This window comes from Stutzerimonas stutzeri, from assembly GCF_024448895.1.
Taxonomy (GTDB): Bacteria; Pseudomonadota; Gammaproteobacteria; order Pseudomonadales; family Pseudomonadaceae; genus Stutzerimonas; species Stutzerimonas stutzeri_Q.
Genome location: NZ_JAMOIC010000001.1, coordinates 369,703 through 385,502, shown reverse-complemented (window position 1 = coordinate 385,502; position 15,800 = coordinate 369,703). Strand labels below are relative to the sequence as shown.

Annotated in this window: 12 protein-coding genes, 2 tRNA genes and 1 other RNA gene; 11 read left to right on the top strand and 4 right to left on the bottom strand. The window is 58.0% G+C overall.

The window, feature by feature from the left end:
- Positions 1-133: 133 nt before the first annotated feature.
- Both NA619_RS01715 and NA619_RS01710 read right to left on the bottom strand, forming a co-directional pair.
- The gene (locus NA619_RS01715) at positions 134-817 is read right to left on the bottom strand and encodes a glutathione S-transferase family protein (protein ID WP_255959320.1); all 684 of its coding nucleotides are present in this window, start codon (positions 815-817) and stop codon (positions 134-136) included.
- Between the two features lie 94 nt (positions 818-911).
- Positions 912-1,679, bottom strand: a complete 768-nt coding sequence (locus NA619_RS01710; protein WP_255959319.1) for a hypothetical protein — start codon at positions 1,677-1,679, stop codon at positions 912-914.
- Between the two features lie 214 nt (positions 1,680-1,893).
- On the opposite strand from NA619_RS01710, the gene NA619_RS01705 reads away from it, so the two are divergent.
- The 3 genes from NA619_RS01705 (at position 1,894) to NA619_RS01695 (ending at position 3,595) form a co-directional block, all read left to right on the top strand.
- Positions 1,894-1,969, top strand: a tRNA-Glu gene (locus NA619_RS01705).
- 16 nt (positions 1,970-1,985) lie between these two features.
- Positions 1,986-2,061 (top strand) — tRNA-Gly (locus NA619_RS01700).
- A gap of 586 nt (positions 2,062-2,647) precedes the next feature.
- Positions 2,648-3,595, top strand: a complete 948-nt coding sequence (locus NA619_RS01695; protein WP_255959318.1) for a ZIP family metal transporter — start codon at positions 2,648-2,650, stop codon at positions 3,593-3,595.
- 188 nt (positions 3,596-3,783) lie between these two features.
- Here NA619_RS01695 and NA619_RS01690 read toward each other — a convergent pair whose 3' ends face one another.
- Positions 3,784-4,770 (bottom strand): NAD(P)/FAD-dependent oxidoreductase, encoded by a 987-nt coding sequence (locus NA619_RS01690; protein ID WP_255959317.1) that lies wholly within the window; start codon positions 4,768-4,770, stop codon positions 3,784-3,786.
- Positions 4,771-5,064: 294 nt separating this feature from the next.
- Here NA619_RS01690 and ffs point away from each other — a divergent pair.
- The 3 genes from ffs (at position 5,065) to efp (ending at position 7,138) form a co-directional block, all read left to right on the top strand.
- Positions 5,065-5,161, top strand: an RNA gene (ffs, locus tag NA619_RS01685) — signal recognition particle sRNA small type.
- A gap of 227 nt (positions 5,162-5,388) precedes the next feature.
- The gene (earP, locus tag NA619_RS01680) at positions 5,389-6,528 is read left to right on the top strand and encodes an elongation factor P maturation arginine rhamnosyltransferase EarP (RefSeq protein WP_255959315.1); all 1,140 of its coding nucleotides are present in this window, start codon (positions 5,389-5,391) and stop codon (positions 6,526-6,528) included.
- Positions 6,529-6,571: 43 nt separating this feature from the next.
- Positions 6,572-7,138: an elongation factor P gene (efp, locus tag NA619_RS01675; RefSeq protein WP_255959313.1), complete on the top strand. Its 567-nt coding sequence runs from the start codon at positions 6,572-6,574 to the stop codon at positions 7,136-7,138.
- A 360-nt stretch (positions 7,139-7,498) separates the two neighbouring features.
- On the opposite strand, the gene NA619_RS01670 is transcribed toward efp, so the two are convergent.
- Positions 7,499-8,848, bottom strand: coding sequence for a class II 3-deoxy-7-phosphoheptulonate synthase (locus tag NA619_RS01670; protein ID WP_255959311.1), 1,350 nt, complete (start codon positions 8,846-8,848; stop codon positions 7,499-7,501).
- A gap of 116 nt (positions 8,849-8,964) precedes the next feature.
- Here NA619_RS01670 and NA619_RS01665 point away from each other — a divergent pair, with 116 nt between their 5' ends.
- The 5 genes from NA619_RS01665 to NA619_RS01645 all read left to right on the top strand — a co-directional run bounded on the left by NA619_RS01665 (position 8,965) and on the right by NA619_RS01645 (position 15,738).
- Complete coding sequence (locus tag NA619_RS01665) at positions 8,965-9,714, top strand: spermidine synthase (RefSeq protein WP_255959310.1); 750 nt, start codon at positions 8,965-8,967, stop codon at positions 9,712-9,714.
- A gap of 628 nt (positions 9,715-10,342) precedes the next feature.
- Positions 10,343-12,004, top strand: a complete 1,662-nt coding sequence (locus NA619_RS01660) for a DEAD/DEAH box helicase (RefSeq protein ID WP_272891593.1) — start codon at positions 10,343-10,345, stop codon at positions 12,002-12,004.
- A gap of 346 nt (positions 12,005-12,350) precedes the next feature.
- The gene (ihfB, locus tag NA619_RS01655) at positions 12,351-12,635 is read left to right on the top strand and encodes an integration host factor subunit beta (RefSeq protein ID WP_019340642.1); all 285 of its coding nucleotides are present in this window, start codon (positions 12,351-12,353) and stop codon (positions 12,633-12,635) included.
- Positions 12,636-12,778: 143 nt separating this feature from the next.
- A complete protein-coding gene (locus NA619_RS01650; RefSeq protein ID WP_255959309.1) occupies positions 12,779-14,068 on the top strand; it encodes a Wzz/FepE/Etk N-terminal domain-containing protein in 1,290 nt (429 codons plus the stop codon).
- Between the two features lie 371 nt (positions 14,069-14,439).
- Positions 14,440-15,738, top strand: coding sequence for a Wzz/FepE/Etk N-terminal domain-containing protein (locus NA619_RS01645; RefSeq protein WP_255959307.1), 1,299 nt, complete (start codon positions 14,440-14,442; stop codon positions 15,736-15,738).
- Positions 15,739-15,800: the final 62 nt, after the last annotated feature.

Genomic DNA, 15,800 nt, shown 5'->3' with positions numbered 1-15,800 from the left:
CTGACTGTTGCGCTGCTGAGGCTAGGAGCGCCCGCCGCTGTGCTGACGCTTTCCCAGTCATACAGTTATGCGAACGAAGAGGTTTGGGCCTTTCAAATAGAGGCAGTCGAACCTCTGCGGCGCGTCGCCCCTATCAGCTGATTGGTGCGCTCTTCTTGCCCATTTCCAGGAGTTTCGCGGTGGTCCGTTGTTCGCTCGGAAGAATACTCTCCACTGACGCGAGTGTTTTGATGCGCGCGTAATGCGATGCCAGCGCCGGCCAGCGATTCGCATCCACCACCTCTCCGCCGTGTTCCATATTGATCAATTGACAGGCGACGGCGAGGTCGGCCATGGAAAGCTGATCGCCCATGAAGTACGCCTTCTGTTCCAGCTGATCTTCCAGATAGTCGAAGTGTGGCGGTAGTTTCTGGTCTAGCGCAGCCTGTACGCTTTCCTCGTTGCAGGGATGGCCTGAGCTTGGCTTCAACACACGGTTGCGAAATATGCCGAAGGTCGTGTGTGGAGAAAGCTCATAGTCGGCGTACTTTTCCAGCCAGCGTATGCGTGCCCGCTCGGCCGCAGTGTCTCCGTACAGGCGGGCCGTATCCGGATAAGCCTCTTCGAGATACTGGCAAATCACGCTTGAGTCAGCGAGCGTCAACTCAGTGTCCTTCAAGGCAGGGATGCGACCCAGAGGGTTCAACTGCAAATACCACTCCGGAGGAGTAAACGGCATGACCACTTCGAGCACGTAGTCCAGGCCCTTTTCCAGCAGACATAGACGTGCTTTGCGAACGAAAGGCGAAAGCGGGGCGCCGTAGAGCGTTATGGTCATGCGAGTTCTCCACGTAAGTCGGTGGCGGCAGACGGAATTTATTCAGGGCGAGAGACTGGTAGCTAGAAGCGCAGTGACGCACGCCCAATCGTGCCTAGTAAATGTTGTTTTTCTTCCAGTCATCGTCGGTTTCGAGGCTTTTCAAACCCTCGGCCAGCTCACTGGGTTCGTCAAGGCTCGGTTTTTGCTGTGTCTGCTCGAGCTTGTTGGCATGGGCGTAACTGGCTTCTAGCTTGGCCAGTTGGGTTTGATAATCCGCCGGGTTAGGCTGCTTTCGGACATGTTGGATACCGCGCTCGAAGGCAAGGCGTGCCTTGTGTGCGCTGCCTTGCTGCAGGGCCAGTTGGCCTACATTGGTGAAATATTCGATATGCAGCATCACCATCATTCGCTGGATCTGATGTACCCATCGCTTAGCGCTCGGCGCATCCAGCTGGTTCTGCTTGTTGGCCCAGATGATCAAGGTGTGCAGGTCTTCCATGAGCAGGCGAATTTCCTTGGCCTGTGCTTCAGTCAGGACCTTCACTGGTGCGTTTTCGACCGGGATGTCTTCGCCTTTTGCGATTGCGCTCTTTAACGCGGCGACCCGTGATTCGAGAGCGGCATTCTTTTTGTCCAGCGGGAGCAGGCGTTCACCTAGAAACAGCTCAAGCCGCGACAGCAGCAGCTTGAGTGCCGGCGTCATCATTTGGCCTGGGAAGCTGTCAGAGAGGATGGCGCAGCGCCGCATCCGGTCATTGAGTTCAGCCCGCTGGCGGGCCTTTTCAAGATTGTTTTTTTCGACGATCTGGTTGATGACGCCGATGGCAATCAATACGCACAAGCCGGCAACAACTAATCCAGTGATAAGAACTGGGGACACGGGACGCACCTCTCTAACCGGGCGATTTTATGTCGAGTGTAGAGCGTTAGATGGCAAGCTGATAGCTCAACACCGCCCGCCAATCCGACGTTAAAAATAATTTCACATGGCGCTTGACGGCTCTTTGTTGCCTCCATAGAATGCGCGCCACTTGCAGCGTGAAGCACATCGCGAACACTGCAAGCCGGGAGAAAAGATGTAGTTTCCGGGCAGCGTCCCCTTCGTCTAGTGGCCTAGGACACCGCCCTTTCACGGCGGTAACAGGGGTTCGAGTCCCCTAGGGGACGCCATTTTTGTTGTAGATGCGCGGGAATAGCTCAGTTGGTAGAGCACGACCTTGCCAAGGTCGGGGTCGCGAGTTCGAGTCTCGTTTCCCGCTCCAAATTTTCTTCTTGCTTTGAAAGAAGCACTGAAGATCAAAAAAGCGACCTTAAGGGTCGCTTTTTTCGTTTCCGCTGAAAATATCTGTTCGGCGGCGGCAGTCTCGGTTCTCGGCGCGGATGAATGAAGCGTTAGTCACAACCAGAAATGCTCTTCTAGATAGCCGCAACGCCAATTCACTCATTAGTGTCGCTCCTTGCAGCGCGTACGGTGAGAATCCTCAGCTTGTAAACCCGCTCGTGATTGCTGCGCAGCACTCTCGCAATCTCTGTGCTGGCCGGGCACGCCTTATGCTGCCGATGGCAACCCCTCCTTGAAAGTCTGCAGGTCCCGGTCAAAGGCCGGTCTGTAACGGGCACGCGCCCGGGGCCCGTCCATTCAGGGCGGTGTCGATAACGGTTGTCGACAGCTAATGCATGCGGCATACAGCTGCGTGTTCGCAGGGTTGAATCATCGGCCACTAGTTGTACTCGAATGTTGGTAATCCACATCTCTGTACCGACTATCGCGGCCATAGACGCTGATCGGAACTCTAATCCGATAGGCGCTGCTTACAATGGCTTCTCGCTTTCAGGATCTAGGTGATCATGGCGTCAACCGTTCAAAGCTCCTCCGCTCAAAGCACAGCTGCCACGTTACGTTCCGTTTGGCTGGCGCAGGCCCAGGCCAATCCGTGGATAACCTTCAGTCTCGCCGCGACGGGTGTTGCGTTGGTGGCGCTGATTATCGCCGGCTGCGTTTCCGCGTTCCAAAGCAGCGAGGCGAACAACGTGCGGTATGCCTTGTTGGGCGGCACCGCAGGATTCATTGCCACCGCCGCTGGTGCAGTCCTGGCGATTGGGCTTCGCGATATATCCACGCGCATGCAGGACTGCATGCTCGGTTTTGCCGCCGGCATGATGTTGGCCGCCAGTGCGTTCTCCTTGATCCTGCCCGGGCTGGAGGCAGGCCGTGAGCTCTTTGGCAGCGAGCCGGCGGCTGCGTTGACCGTCGTTGTTGGTCTTGGGCTGGGCGTATTGCTGATGCTCGGTCTGGATCACTTCACGCCACATGAGCACGAAAGCACCGGCCCTCGTGGTCCCGAGTTCGCGCGGTTGAACCGGGTGTGGCTGTTTGTGCTAGCCATAGCCATTCACAATCTCCCTGAAGGCATGGCGATCGGCGTGAGCTTTGCTACAGGCGATCTCAGCGTCGGCCTGCCTCTGACGACCGCGATCTCGATTCAGGATATTCCCGAAGGGTTGGCTGTCGCGTTGGCGCTACGTACGATTGGTTTGTCTGCCTGGCGGTCCGTGCTGGTGGCGGCAGCATCTGGGCTTATGGAGCCTCTCGGCGCATTGGTGGGCATCGGCATGTCCAGCGGCTTCGCCATTGCCTACCCAGTTAGTCTTGGCTTGGCAGCAGGAGCGATGATTTTCGTGGTTTCCCATGAGGTGATCCCAGAAACCCATCGCAATGGTCATCAGACGCCAGCAACGCTCGGGCTGATGGTGGGTTTTGCCGTGATGATGTTTCTGGATACGGCATTGGGATAATCGGTACCGGATCGGCAATCGCGCAGGTCCGATCCTTACCGATAGAGGCTGCTATGAATCGGGTGGTGCGTCCGGGCCTGTTGCCATCAGTCACGGCGTGTCTGTTTCTGCTCAACAACGAAAGGTCCGAGGCCATCACTCAAGCGGCTGATCCAGCCATAGCTGGACCAGCCGTTGTATCAATTGCCTCATAGGTTTTCCAGAAGCCTGCGTGCCGCCTCCTGGCCGCTCAGCCAAGCGCCTTCGACTCGGCCGGACAGGCACCAGTCACCACAGGCGTAGATACCTAATCCCGCGTCGGTCAGGGCGGTCCACTCATGTGCCTGTGCCGGGCGTGCGTACAGCCAGCGATGTGCCAGCGTGAACTCCGGTGCAGGAACGACACAGTCGATCAGTTCTGCGAAAGCACCGTGCAGGCGCTCGATAACGGCTTCCTTGGGCAAGTCCAGATGCTGACGGCTCCAATCGCTGGTGCCGTGCAGCACCCAGGTATCCAGTTCACCGTTGCGGCCCGGCTTGCTTCGGTTGCGAGCGACCCAGTCCAGCGCATCATCCTGGACGAAACATCCCTCCAGCGTCGTGCTCAGCGGCGTCGCAAAGCCCAGCGCAACCGCCCATGTCGGATCCATTGCCACGCTTGCAGCCACAGAGGCGAGTTTAGGGGCGCTGGATAGCAGTGCGGCGGCTTGAGGCGCGGGAACTGCGACGATGACGTGGCTGAAAGGTCCGTGGCTGGTTCCGGTGGCGTCCACCAGCGTCCATTGATGTTCCCCACGAAATACCTCAGTGATGCGACAGCTGAAGGTGACGGAGAGATCGTCCAGCAATCCACGGGTGATGGCGCTCATGGTCGGCGTACCAACCCAGCGGATTTGCTCGTCGGCGGAGGGTTTCAGTTGTCCGTCTCGAGACTGAAAGAGCGTCGGAGACCACTGATCGGCCCAGCCTTCTGCCTGCCATTGGCGGACTGTTTCTGCAAAGCGGCGATCGCGCGCTGTGAAGTACTGCGCGCCAAGATCAAGAGAGCCCGCATCGCTGCGTTTGCTGGCCATGCGACCGCCACTGCCGCGGCTCTTGTCGAATAGCTGGACGGACTGCCCGGCATCGTGAAGCGCGCGGGCTGCAGATAGTCCTGCGATTCCGGTACCGATGATCGCGATTGGAGCCTGGCTCATGATTACCTCGTGTGCTGTTTGCCATCAGCCACGCAGCCGTTTCGCTGCGCAGCATGATTTCATGACAAGTGTTCAATAGCGCTTGAGCCTCTCCATCCTCGGACAGACGACTGTCTTTGGCTAGAGGGTTTCGACGCAATGCGGCGAACGGCTTCTCGGTTTCTCGATGGTTGGCTAGGTGTGCACCCTCTGTGTAACGTCGTTTCGCCAGGATCGCAGGGACTTGTTGTAAGTTGCTGATAAGCCGGTACAATGGCGCCGCTCGCCGCCAGGCGGGTTTGTTATGGTGGGCCCTGCCGGTCCCCCCGCAACGATCAGCCGTGAACCCGGTCAGGCCTGGAAGGGAGCAGCCGCAGCGGTGACATTGTGTGCCGGGGTGTGGCTGGTAGGGTTCACCTCCATAACGAAAGCGTTCTCCCTCCTTGTACTTCGTTTCGTTTGCACTGAATCCTCTCGGGTTTCGGGCGACTGCTCCTGTCTGATCGATATGGGCGTGCGTCGTGCTGAGGTCATTGGCGAGCTTTTCTTGCCAAGCGAAGACTGCCCGCGCTCTTTACCTTCCTGGTGTCTCATTAGCATCGGGCGCGAAATCGCAACGTCATTGAAGGAGTGCTTAGTTTGTCGGCTAAAGCGAGCTGGGACATCTTTTGTGTGGTGGTCGACAACTTCGGTGACATTGGCGTCACCTGGCGCCTGGCGCGACAGCTTGTGGCGGAGCACGGTCAGCACGTGCGTCTCTGGGTCGATGACCTGGACACCTTCGCGCAGCTCTGTCCGGGAACGAGTGCCACGGTCGACCAGCAATGGCATGAGGGCGTCGAGGTGCGGCGCTGGCTCCCTGACTGGCCTGGTGCAGAACCCGCAGAGGTGGTCATCGAAGCCTTCGCATGCCAACTGCCTGCCGCTTACATCGAAGCGATGGCAGGCTGCAAGCGGCGCATTCTCTGGCTGAATCTTGAATATCTCAGCGCCGAAGACTGGGTGGTGGGCTGTCATGCCTTGCCATCGATGCAGCCCGATGGCTTGCAGAAATATTTTTTCTTTCCGGGTTTCGAGCAGGGTACCGGCGGATTGATCCGCGAGGGCGATCTGCTGGCGCGGCGCGAAGCCTTTCAGAAAGATCCGGCAATGCGCGCCGGCTTTTTACAGTTGTTTGGCCTCGAGGTGCAGCAAGATGTGCTGCTGATCTCTCTCTTTGCATACGAGAATTCAGCTGTAGCCGCGTGGCTCGACACCCTGGCCGGCGGCGAACGCCCAACTCAGCTACTCGTCCCCGAGGGTAGGGTGCTAGGTGACGTGGCCAGTTGGCTTGGGCTGGAACAGCTGCAAGCAGGCGATCAGCACACCCGCGGCGCGCTCCAGGTGGCCGTCCTGCCATTCATGACCCAGAACCAGTACGACATGCTGCTGTGGTGTTGTGATTTCAACGCTGTGCGCGGCGAAGAGTCGTTCATCCGTGCGCAATGGGCGGGCCGCCCGTTGGTGTGGCATATCTATCCGCAGGAGGGAGGCGCGCACTGGGACAAGCTGAACGCTTTTCTGGAACTCTATGTTCGCGACCTTTCGCCTCAGGCCACGGCGGCGCTGCGAGGCTTCTGGCGCGCATGGAATGATGGCATCGCCAGTGGCGCCGCGTGGGCAGAGATGCAGCGGCACGAAGCCGAGCTGCTTGCACATGCCGAGCGGTGGACGCACAAGCAGGTCGCAAATGGCGATCTGGCTGGAAAGCTGGTGTTTTTTTACACAGATTGGCTATGATACGCGGCCTGTTTTTTGTCTCTAATTCCATTCGGATATTCGTATGAAAACCGCACAAGAGTTCCGTGCCGGCCAAGTGGCCGTTATCAACGGCGCACCCTGGATCATCCAGAAAGCCGAGTTCAACAAGTCCGGTCGTAACAGTGCCGTGGTCAAGATGAAGCTGAAGAACCTGCTTAATGGTTCTGCGACCGAAACCGTGTACAAAGCTGATGACAAGCTGGAGCCGGTGATTCTCGAGCGCAAGGAAGTGACCTATTCCTATTTCGCTGACCCGCTTTATGTCTTCATGGACGAAGAGTTCAACCAGTACGAAATCGAAAAAGATGACCTGGAAGGTGTGATGACCTTCATCGAAGACGGTATGACCGACGTCTGCGAAGCTACTTTCTACAACGATAAGGTGATCTCAGTTGAGCTGCCGAACACCATCGTTCGTGAAATCGTCTACACCGAGCCTTCCGTTCGCGGCGACACTTCCGGCAAAGTCATGAAGACTGCACGTCTGAAGAACGGTGCCGAGCTGCAGGTTTCTGCCTTCTGCGAAATTGGCGACTCGATCGAGATCGACACCCGCACTGGCGAATACAAGTCCCGCGTCAAGGGCTGATCGCTTGCTGTCGTAACAGGCTGGCGCCAAGTTCTAGCTTGGTGGCTCGATACAAACCCCGCTTATGGCGGGGTTTTGTTTTTGGGTGAAAGCAGTGGCCGCAGAGGTCGGGTTGTAAGCTTTTAGTGGTGACTTTGTAATGGCGTCTAAAGCCACCATCACCCGGGTTCGCTCTACGCTCAGGCGTCCAAGGGGATGCGTTGATCGCTTGTGACTGCGCGCGCATGCTGGCTATGCAAAGGCTACTCATCTGAACGGCTCAGGCCCCCAAACAGGCGGGCTACATCTCCATCTGCGAGCAATCCGTAAAATGCGCTGCTGATTCCCTCCAGCTGCGCAGGCGGAGCGGTCAGCGCGCTGCTACGAAGGCCGAACCTGCTTGAGCGTCTCGGCAATCATGAAAGCCATTTCAAGTGACTGATCAGCGTTGAGTCGCGGGTCGCAATGGGTGTGATAACGGTCTGAGAGGCCATCCTCGGTTATCGGGCGCGAGCCGCCGATGCACTCGGTGACATTCTGTCCCGTCATTTCGATATGGATCCCGCCGGGATAGCTGCCTTCGGCGCGGTGCACGTCGAAGAACTGCCGTACCTCGGCGAGCACTCGGGCGAAATCGCGGGTCTTGTACCCGCTTGAGGCCTTCATGGTGTTGCCGTGCATCGGGTCGGAGCTCCACAAGACATGGCACCCTTCGGCTTGCACCGTTCGGATCAGGCGGGGCAGGCCTTCCTGAACCTTGTCCGCACCCATCCGCACGATGAGATTCAGGCGACCCGGGTCGTTTTCCGGGTTGAGGATGTCGATCAGCCGGATCAGCTCCTCGCTGTCCATGCTTGGCCCGACTTTCACCCCGATCGGGTTGCCAACGCCACGCAGGAATTCGACGTGAGCACCGTCCAGCTGGCGGGTGCGGTCGCCAATCCAGAGCATGTGCGCTGAGCAGTCGTACCATCCGCCGCTGAGGCTGTCCTGGCGCACGAATGCCTGTTCATAGTTAAGCAGCAGCGCCTCGTGAGCAGTGAAGAAGTTGGTTTCACGCACCTGTGGCGCATTGTCCATCCCGCAGGCGCGCATGAATCGCAGCGCCTGGTCGATCCGTTCGCCTAATTGGTGGTACTTCTCGGCCATCTGCGAGTTGGCGATGAAGTCCAGATTCCACTGATGCACCTGGTGCAGGTCGGCAAAACCACCCTGGGCGAAAGCGCGCAACAGGTTCAGGCTCGACGTCGACTGGTGGTAAGCCTGCAGCAGGCGATCCGGATCGGGGATTCGGCTTTTCTCGTCGAAGCCGATGCCGTTGACGATATCGCCGCGATAAGCGGGCAGGGTGACGCCATCGATCGTTTCGTTGCCGGAAGAGCGTGGTTTGGCGAATTGCCCAGCCATACGGCCAACCTTGATCACCGGGCAGCCCGCAGCGAACGTCATCACCACTGCCATCTGCAGCAGCACCTTGAAGGTGTCGCGAATCTTCGGTGCGGAGAACTCCGCGAAGCTTTCAGCGCAATCGCCGCCCTGCAGCAGAAAGGCGCGGCCCTGTGTCACCTCCGCGAATTGCCGGCGCAGCTCACGCGCTTCTCCGGCAAACACCAAGGGAGGCAGGCTTGCCAGTGTGCCCTCGATACGCGTGAGATGTTCAGCGTCAGGGTATTCCGGCTGCTGCTGAATAGGCTTGTCTCTCCAGCTCGTGGGACTCCAGGCGTGGCTCATCGATGCTTGTTCCGTTGGTGAAAAGTGCGCAGATTTTACCTGATGCGGTCATTTGCCGTTGATAACCGTTGCCAATCGGACTGTTAAGATGCGCGAATCGGTTAGGAGTAAGCGTAGTGGACAAGCAGGAAGTGTTGCTGGCCGAGGTTAATGATGCGTTCGGCCTGATCCGCGTGCTCGAGGTGGGGGATTATCGGTTTCTCGAGTTTGGCGCGGCAGTCGAGCAAAGCTGTGTGTTTACGCGCGATCCCAGTTGGCTGGAATACGATTACACACGCGCTATGCTCATGGGTGGCTTGATGCACGCGGCGCCTGAGACCGCGCTGTTCCTGGGCCTGGGTGCAGGAACCCTCACTCAGGCGTGCCTTGAGTTTCTGCCGCTGGAGGATGTCGAGGCCATCGAGCTGCGCCCTGACGTTCCCGAGCTGGCGATGCGTTATCTGGGTCTGCAAAATGATTCACGGCTCTACATTCGTGTAGGTGATGCGGTTGAGCTGCTCGACTCGGCCGAAACGGCCGATCTGATTTTCGTCGATCTTTATACCGACGTCGGCCCGTCGGCAGCTCACCTGGCGTGGCGCTTCCTCGAACGCTGCCAGCAGAAGCTGAACCCGGACGGCTGGTTGATCATCAATCAGTGGGGAACCGATGAAGACAAGCCTCTCGGTGCGGCATTACTGCGCGGCCTGTTTCACCGCCATTATTGGGAGTGCCCGGTGAAGGAGGGGAACGTCATCCTGTTCGTGCCCGCCGACCTTGAGCAAACACTGGACGAAACGGCCCTGCGAGAACGCGCCGCAGCGCTTGCTCCGCGCCTGCGCTATTCACTGGACTCGCTGATCAACGCGTTACGTCCGGCCAGCTGAGCGATCATTGTACAGCTCACCAGAATCGCTCTTATGAGCTTAATCTCGATAGGAAGCGGTTCTATTCGCGCCATAGCCGAGCGGAGCGCATGTCTGCATCCCTGAGTTCATTCAGGAGGGCTGCAAGGCTGCAAAAAATGGCTGCAATGTGGTGTCTCGCTCTGATCTCACCTGACGCGCCGCTTGTGCGAGCTACGACATAGACGTCGCAAGCTTGTTTATGTGGGCGGCGGCGACGCAGGATTCGAGCAACGGCACGCTTCGTGGTTCGATTCGAGCTTTGAGTCGCCGCACCCGGCGCAAGCCGAGACCTTTCCATGCAACGGCCCCGGATACACGGACCGCTTTGCGTGAGGTGCTGGAACCTAACTTCAAAGACAAATTACACGCACAGCTTCACATAATTCCGGTATAGTACGCGCCGGCTGAAACTCAGCTTGCGTTAGGTACTGCAACACACGAAGCGCTGCTTCGGCTGCTGTCCGCTTCTCGCGGCTGTCCTTGACGATTCATCATTCATTACGTTTTCGCAAACCCCGCCGACCAGGCTGCCAGGGTGACCTTCGGGTTTTGCATGGCATGCGCAGCTTCGGAACATGGGTCTTTGCGGAGCATCAGGAAAAGACCCATGACCCAGGAAATCGGCAGCTTTGCTGCACTCGGTATTCATCCCTCCGTACTCGCAGCTGTTACCGCAGTTGGTTACGAAGAGCCTTCGGCCATCCAGAGCCAGGCTATCCCGGTAATTCTCGGCGGCCACGACATGATCGGTCAGGCCCAGACCGGTACCGGCAAGACCGCAGCCTTCGCGCTGCCCATTCTGTCGAAGATCGATCCCGCTCGTAAGGAAGTACAGGCGCTTATTCTCGCGCCAACCCGCGAGCTGGCGCTGCAGGTTGCCACCGCGTTCGAAACCTATGCCAAGCAGATGCCTGGCCTGACCGTGGTCGCCGTCTACGGCGGCGCTCCGATGGGTCCGCAGCTCAAGGCCATCCGCCAGGGCGCGCAGGTCATCGTCGCTACACCTGGCCGTCTGGTCGACCACCTGAGCCGCAACGGCGCGCTGCTGGGCACCATCCAGTACCTCGTACTCGACGAAGCTGACGAAATGCTCAAGCTGGGCTTTATGGACGACCTCGAAGTCATCTTCGAAGCCATGCCGGAAAGCCGTCAGACCGTGCTGTTCTCCGCGACCCTGCCGCACTCGATTCGCGCAATCGCCGAGAAGCACTTGCGCGAGCCGCAGCACATCAAGGTCGCTACCAAGACCCAGACAGTGACCGCCATCGAGCAGGCACACCTGATGGTCCATGCTGATCAGAAGATTGCTGCCGTGCTGCGCCTGCTCGAAGTTGAAGACTTCGACGCACTGATCGCGTTCGTGCGTACCAAGCAGGCCACTCTCGATCTCGCCGCCGCGCTGGAAGCCAAGGGCTACAAAGCTGCCGCACTGAACGGCGACATCGCCCAGAACCAGCGTGAGCGCGTCATCGAATCGCTCAAGGATGGTCGCCTGGACATCGTGGTCGCCACAGACGTCGCCGCACGCGGCCTCGACGTGTCTCGTATCACTCACGTGTTTAACGTCGACATGCCATACGATCCGGAATCCTACGTACACCGGATCGGCCGTACAGGTCGCGCCGGTCGCGAAGGCCGCGCATTGCTGCTGGTCACCCCGCGCGAGCGCCGCATGCTGCAGGTTATCGAGCGCGTCACCAACCAGAAGGTTGCTGAAGCTCGGCTGCCAAACGGCGAGCAGGTGCTCGAAGCGCGCATCAAGAAGCTGACCAACAGCCTGGCTCCGCTCGTGGCCGACGCTGAAGCCAGTCACGGCGAGCTGCTCGATAAGCTAGTTTCCGACACCGGCTGCAGCCTGCGTGCACTGGCCGCCGCCTTGTTGCGTAAAGCCACTAACGGTCAGGCGCTGACCCTGGCTGAAGTGGAAAAAGAGCAGCCGTTGGTTCCGACCAGCGCTCCGCGTGAACGCTCCGATCGTCCAGAGCGCAGCGGTGATCGCGAACGTCGCGCACCCGTTCCGCTAGCAGAAGGCCGCGCACGCTGCCGCACTGCGCTCGGTGCCCGCGACGGAATTGCCGCCCGCAACCTGCTCGGTGCCATCCTCAACGAAGGTGGCCTGGCGCGTGAAGACATCGGTCGCATCCAGGTCCGCGACAGCTTCAGCCTGGTCGAGTTGCCGGAAGAGGGGCTGGAGCGTTTGTTGGGCAAACTCAAGGACACTCGTGTCGGCGGTAAGCAATTGAAGCTGCGTCGCTATCGCGAAGATTGATCAATTCCTGATTGACCATAAGGGTGGGCTTTTTAGCCCACCCTTTTTTATTCCTGCGATACCAGCTTTGCTGGCGGGCACGTTGGGCAGTGAATCCGATTTTGAAAAAGTCCAGCGCTAATATTTGATATAAGCCTGTTCTCCATACACATCACGCCGGATTACCCGCAGTCACCTGTCGGCGACTGTTACACCTCCCGAGGCCGCGTCCCCCTTCGCATAAGCTCGCCAAAGCTCCGATCCTGAAAAACCTGACCCAAACCTCCAGGCTGTTCAAACTCTGAACAACATGCTACAAACGAGCGAAACCCAAATGATCTAGCCGCTTGAAAACGAAGGGAAAACCATGACCAAGTCGGAGTTGATCGAGCGTATCGTCACCCAGCAAGGCCTGCTTTCGTCAAAGGATGTTGAGTTGGCAATCAAGACCATGCTTGAGCAAATGGCTCAGGCATTGGCCACTGGAGACCGCATCGAGATCCGCGGTTTCGGCAGCTTTTCCCTCCACTACCGCGCCCCTCGCGTCGGCCGTAACCCGAAGACTGGCCAGTCCGTTCCGCTCGACGGCAAGTTCGTCCCGCATTTCAAGCCGGGGAAGGAGCTGCGGGACCGGGTGAATGAAGACGAATAGCCAGCGAGCGTGGTATGCCCCGCGCGGTAGAACGCCCATGGTCAAAAGTCGTTATAAATCATCGATCAAGCTGAACTTGCGATGCCTGGCATGGACTAACTCCGGTTCGCTTTCTTTGCAGTGAAGCGCATCCATTACAAGGAATGAGGAAGACCGTGCAGCAGATCACCCCCCCCAACTCCGAAGAAATAGCTCTGGTCGAGCTGTTTAGCGCCCTATGGCGACAGAAATTGCTCATCATCGCTGTTACGCTGGTCGTAACCCTTATCGCGGCGACATACGCCTTCCTCGCAACACCCTACTATTCAACCCGGACCTACCTGCGACCCGTACCGAACAGCAGTCTGGATCAGCTGAACGAAACCGGTATCTACAAGCTCACGCCCGAGGAAGCGATCAACCGAGTGGCCAGTGGCTTATCGTCTTATGACAACCGGTTGGAGTTTTTTCAAAGCCGCCCGGAGCTTTTCCAGAGCATTCCTAACCAGAGCGAATCGCCGGAGCAAACTTTCGCAGATTTCAACGAAGACGCATTCGAGATGCTATATCCCGACCCCAAGCGCACCGATAACCGCAGCGCATTTGTCGGACTTCGACTTACCTACCCGAAAGGTATGGATGGCGCTTCGGTGGTGAATGGGTTCGTCGCGTATGTGATGGAGCTGGAGCGGCGCGAAATAGCCGAAGACATCGAAAGCCTCATCGGTAACCGTCTTGCTGGTCTTGAGGCGAGGATGGAGGCCGAGCGGGCAAGTTACGAAGCTACCAAGGAGGCAAAAATTGCCTCGCTCCTGGAGCAGAGTGCGCTCAAGCGGGCGCAATTGAAGGATGAGCTTGCCGCGTTGCGTGAGGAATTGAAAACGCGCCGAACCAATCGCATTCAACAGCTAAACGAGGCGATTTCGATTGCCGAGTCGCTAGGCATCCGCACCCCGACCAGTCCTTCTGCCATGTCGGAAACGGCTAGGGGAGACGCGCAAGTCATTCGTACAGAGGTGAACAATCAACAGAACCCCTTGTATTTCATGGGCACCGAGGCGCTGACTGCCGAGCGCGATGCGCTTAATAGTCGTAAATCCGATGATTTCATAGAGCCTCGGATTTCTGCGATCCAATCCGAGCTGGCTATCCTGGAGAACAACCGCGAGGTCGAGATTCTCCTGGGCCGAGAGGGCGAAGACCTGTACCTGAAAAACCTAGCCGAACTGCGCGAAGAGGCAGCCCGCCTCAAAGGTATCAAACTCGATACCGAGCGGCTCAGGCTGGTTCGGCTGGATCAGCCGGCCTTGCAATCTTCGCGGCCGATCAAGCCGAAAAAGATGATGATCCTTGCGCTGGGAATCGTGCTCGGCGGCATGCTCGGTGTGTTTATTGCGCTTATACGGAGTTTGGCTGGGCGTAGGCCTGAGCCTGAGCATTCTATTTATCGCTAAGCCTCCAACTTAATATCCGTCCCGATTACGGCAGGTCTGTGCTATGGCGCGACCTGCCGTTTTTTTTCGCGGCGCATCACGACCTGCGGTCCACATATCCAGCTTGCCTTCTTATACGAGATTAAACCGCCCCCCTAATTAGACGGAGTGCCAGGCTCTACCGGACGAACCTATCGCGGCGCATCGATCAAAGGATGGTCGAAACCCCTCTAGTGCGGCATTTAGGCAGGACGCCTCTTTCGACGGTCCGCTTGTTTTTTGCGAACCAAGTGGCAGAATGGCTGCCCGCAAAATGCAACGGAACATTTCGTTGATTTTGCTGTCATGCGCCACACTCAGTGGCGTGAAACACAGACGAGACGGAATTCGACGTGAATGCATTAACCGCTCCGCAGAATCTTAGCCCGGTCACTGCCAGCGAGATCGATCTGGTTGACCTAATCAGTGCGTTATGGAAGCAAAAAGCGCTGATCATCACGGTCACCGTTTTGGCAGGCCTCATCGGCCTGGCCTACGCGGTGCTGGCGCCCCGTTATTACAGCGTTCAAAGTGTATTGCGCCCCGCGGCCATCAAAGACGTGGACGAGCTTAATCATCTCGGTATCTACAAACTGTCACCAAAGAAGGCCTTGGCCGAAGTGGCCGCCTCGCTGGATTCCTACGACAACCGCTTAAGTTTCTTCCGCAACAACCAGCCCTTGTTCGCTGAGCTGGCCCAGCCCGGCCGTTCCCTTGAGCAGACCTTTGAAGACTTCAATGATGAAGCCTTCACATTGCTGCAGCCCGACGCCAAGAAAACTGGCGAGACAACTCCTTTCGTTGGTTTACGACTGACCTACCCAGAAAGCATAAATGGCGTTGAGGTGGTTAACGGTTTTATCCAGCATTCGCTGAATAGTGTGCGACAACAAATCGCCGCGGATCTGGAGATTCTCATCAGCAATCGGCTTAGCCAATTGGAAAAGAGCATGGCCGCTGCGCGCGCCAACTACGAGGCCAGTAAAGAGGTCAAGATTGCCAAGTTGACCGAAGCGGACGCACTCAAGCGTGTTCAATTGAGCGATGAGCTCTCGGCCTTGCGTCAGCAGTTGAAGACACGCCGTGACAATCGCATCAACCAGCTCAATGAGGCAATACGCATCGCCAAGTCGCTGGGTATCACCAAACCAACGACGCCTTCATCGCTAGGGGCTACTGAAGTAACCACGCAAGGCAGCGTGATACGGACCGAAGTCAACAATCAGCAGATTCCGCTGTATTTCATGGGTAGCGAAGCCCTGGAGGCCGAGCGCACGGCGCTTCGAGCTCGCCGTTCTGATGACTTCACCGAGCCGCGCATCGCCCAGATTGCGCGTGAGCTCAAGTTGCTGGAGCACAACCGTCAGATCGAGACCCTGAACAGTCGTGAAAACGAAGACCTTTTCCTGAAAGGGCTTGCTGGCTGGCGTGAGGAGGCTGCGCGACTGCGCGCGATGGATTTCGACGCCGCAGCGCTCAAGCTGGTCTCAATTGACCAGCGCGCAATTGCGCCCACCCGGCCCGTCAAACCGAAGAAAACGCTAATCGTCGCGCTTGCCCTAGTCCTCGGCGGCATGCTCGGGTTGTTCATCGCCTTGGTACTTAATCTGCGTCGCCCTCGTCACCAAGCTGACCGCCTGTCCGCCGCCTGACCGCGTGCGGTCAGCAGCGCGTCAACTCGGATAAACTCCGCGTCTTTCGGTGTGGACTCATG

Bases quoted from the DNA above. Each gene is read 5' to 3' on its own strand.
- NA619_RS01715 (WP_255959320.1), bottom strand. From the start codon at position 817: ATGACCATAACGCTCTACGGCGCCCCGCTTTCGCCTTTCGTTCGCAAA.
- NA619_RS01695 (WP_255959318.1), top strand. From the start codon at position 2,648: ATGGCGTCAACCGTTCAAAGCTCCTCCGCTCAAAGCACAGCTGCCACG.
- NA619_RS01690 (WP_255959317.1), bottom strand. From the start codon at position 4,770: ATGAGCCAGGCTCCAATCGCGATCATCGGTACCGGAATCGCAGGACTA.
- efp (WP_255959313.1), top strand. From the start codon at position 6,572: ATGAAAACCGCACAAGAGTTCCGTGCCGGCCAAGTGGCCGTTATCAAC.
- NA619_RS01670 (WP_255959311.1), bottom strand. From the start codon at position 8,848: ATGAGCCACGCCTGGAGTCCCACGAGCTGGAGAGACAAGCCTATTCAG.
- NA619_RS01660 (WP_272891593.1), top strand. From the start codon at position 10,343: ATGACCCAGGAAATCGGCAGCTTTGCTGCACTCGGTATTCATCCCTCC.
- ihfB (WP_019340642.1), top strand. From the start codon at position 12,351: ATGACCAAGTCGGAGTTGATCGAGCGTATCGTCACCCAGCAAGGCCTG.
- NA619_RS01650 (WP_255959309.1), top strand. From the start codon at position 12,779: ATGAGGAAGACCGTGCAGCAGATCACCCCCCCCAACTCCGAAGAAATA.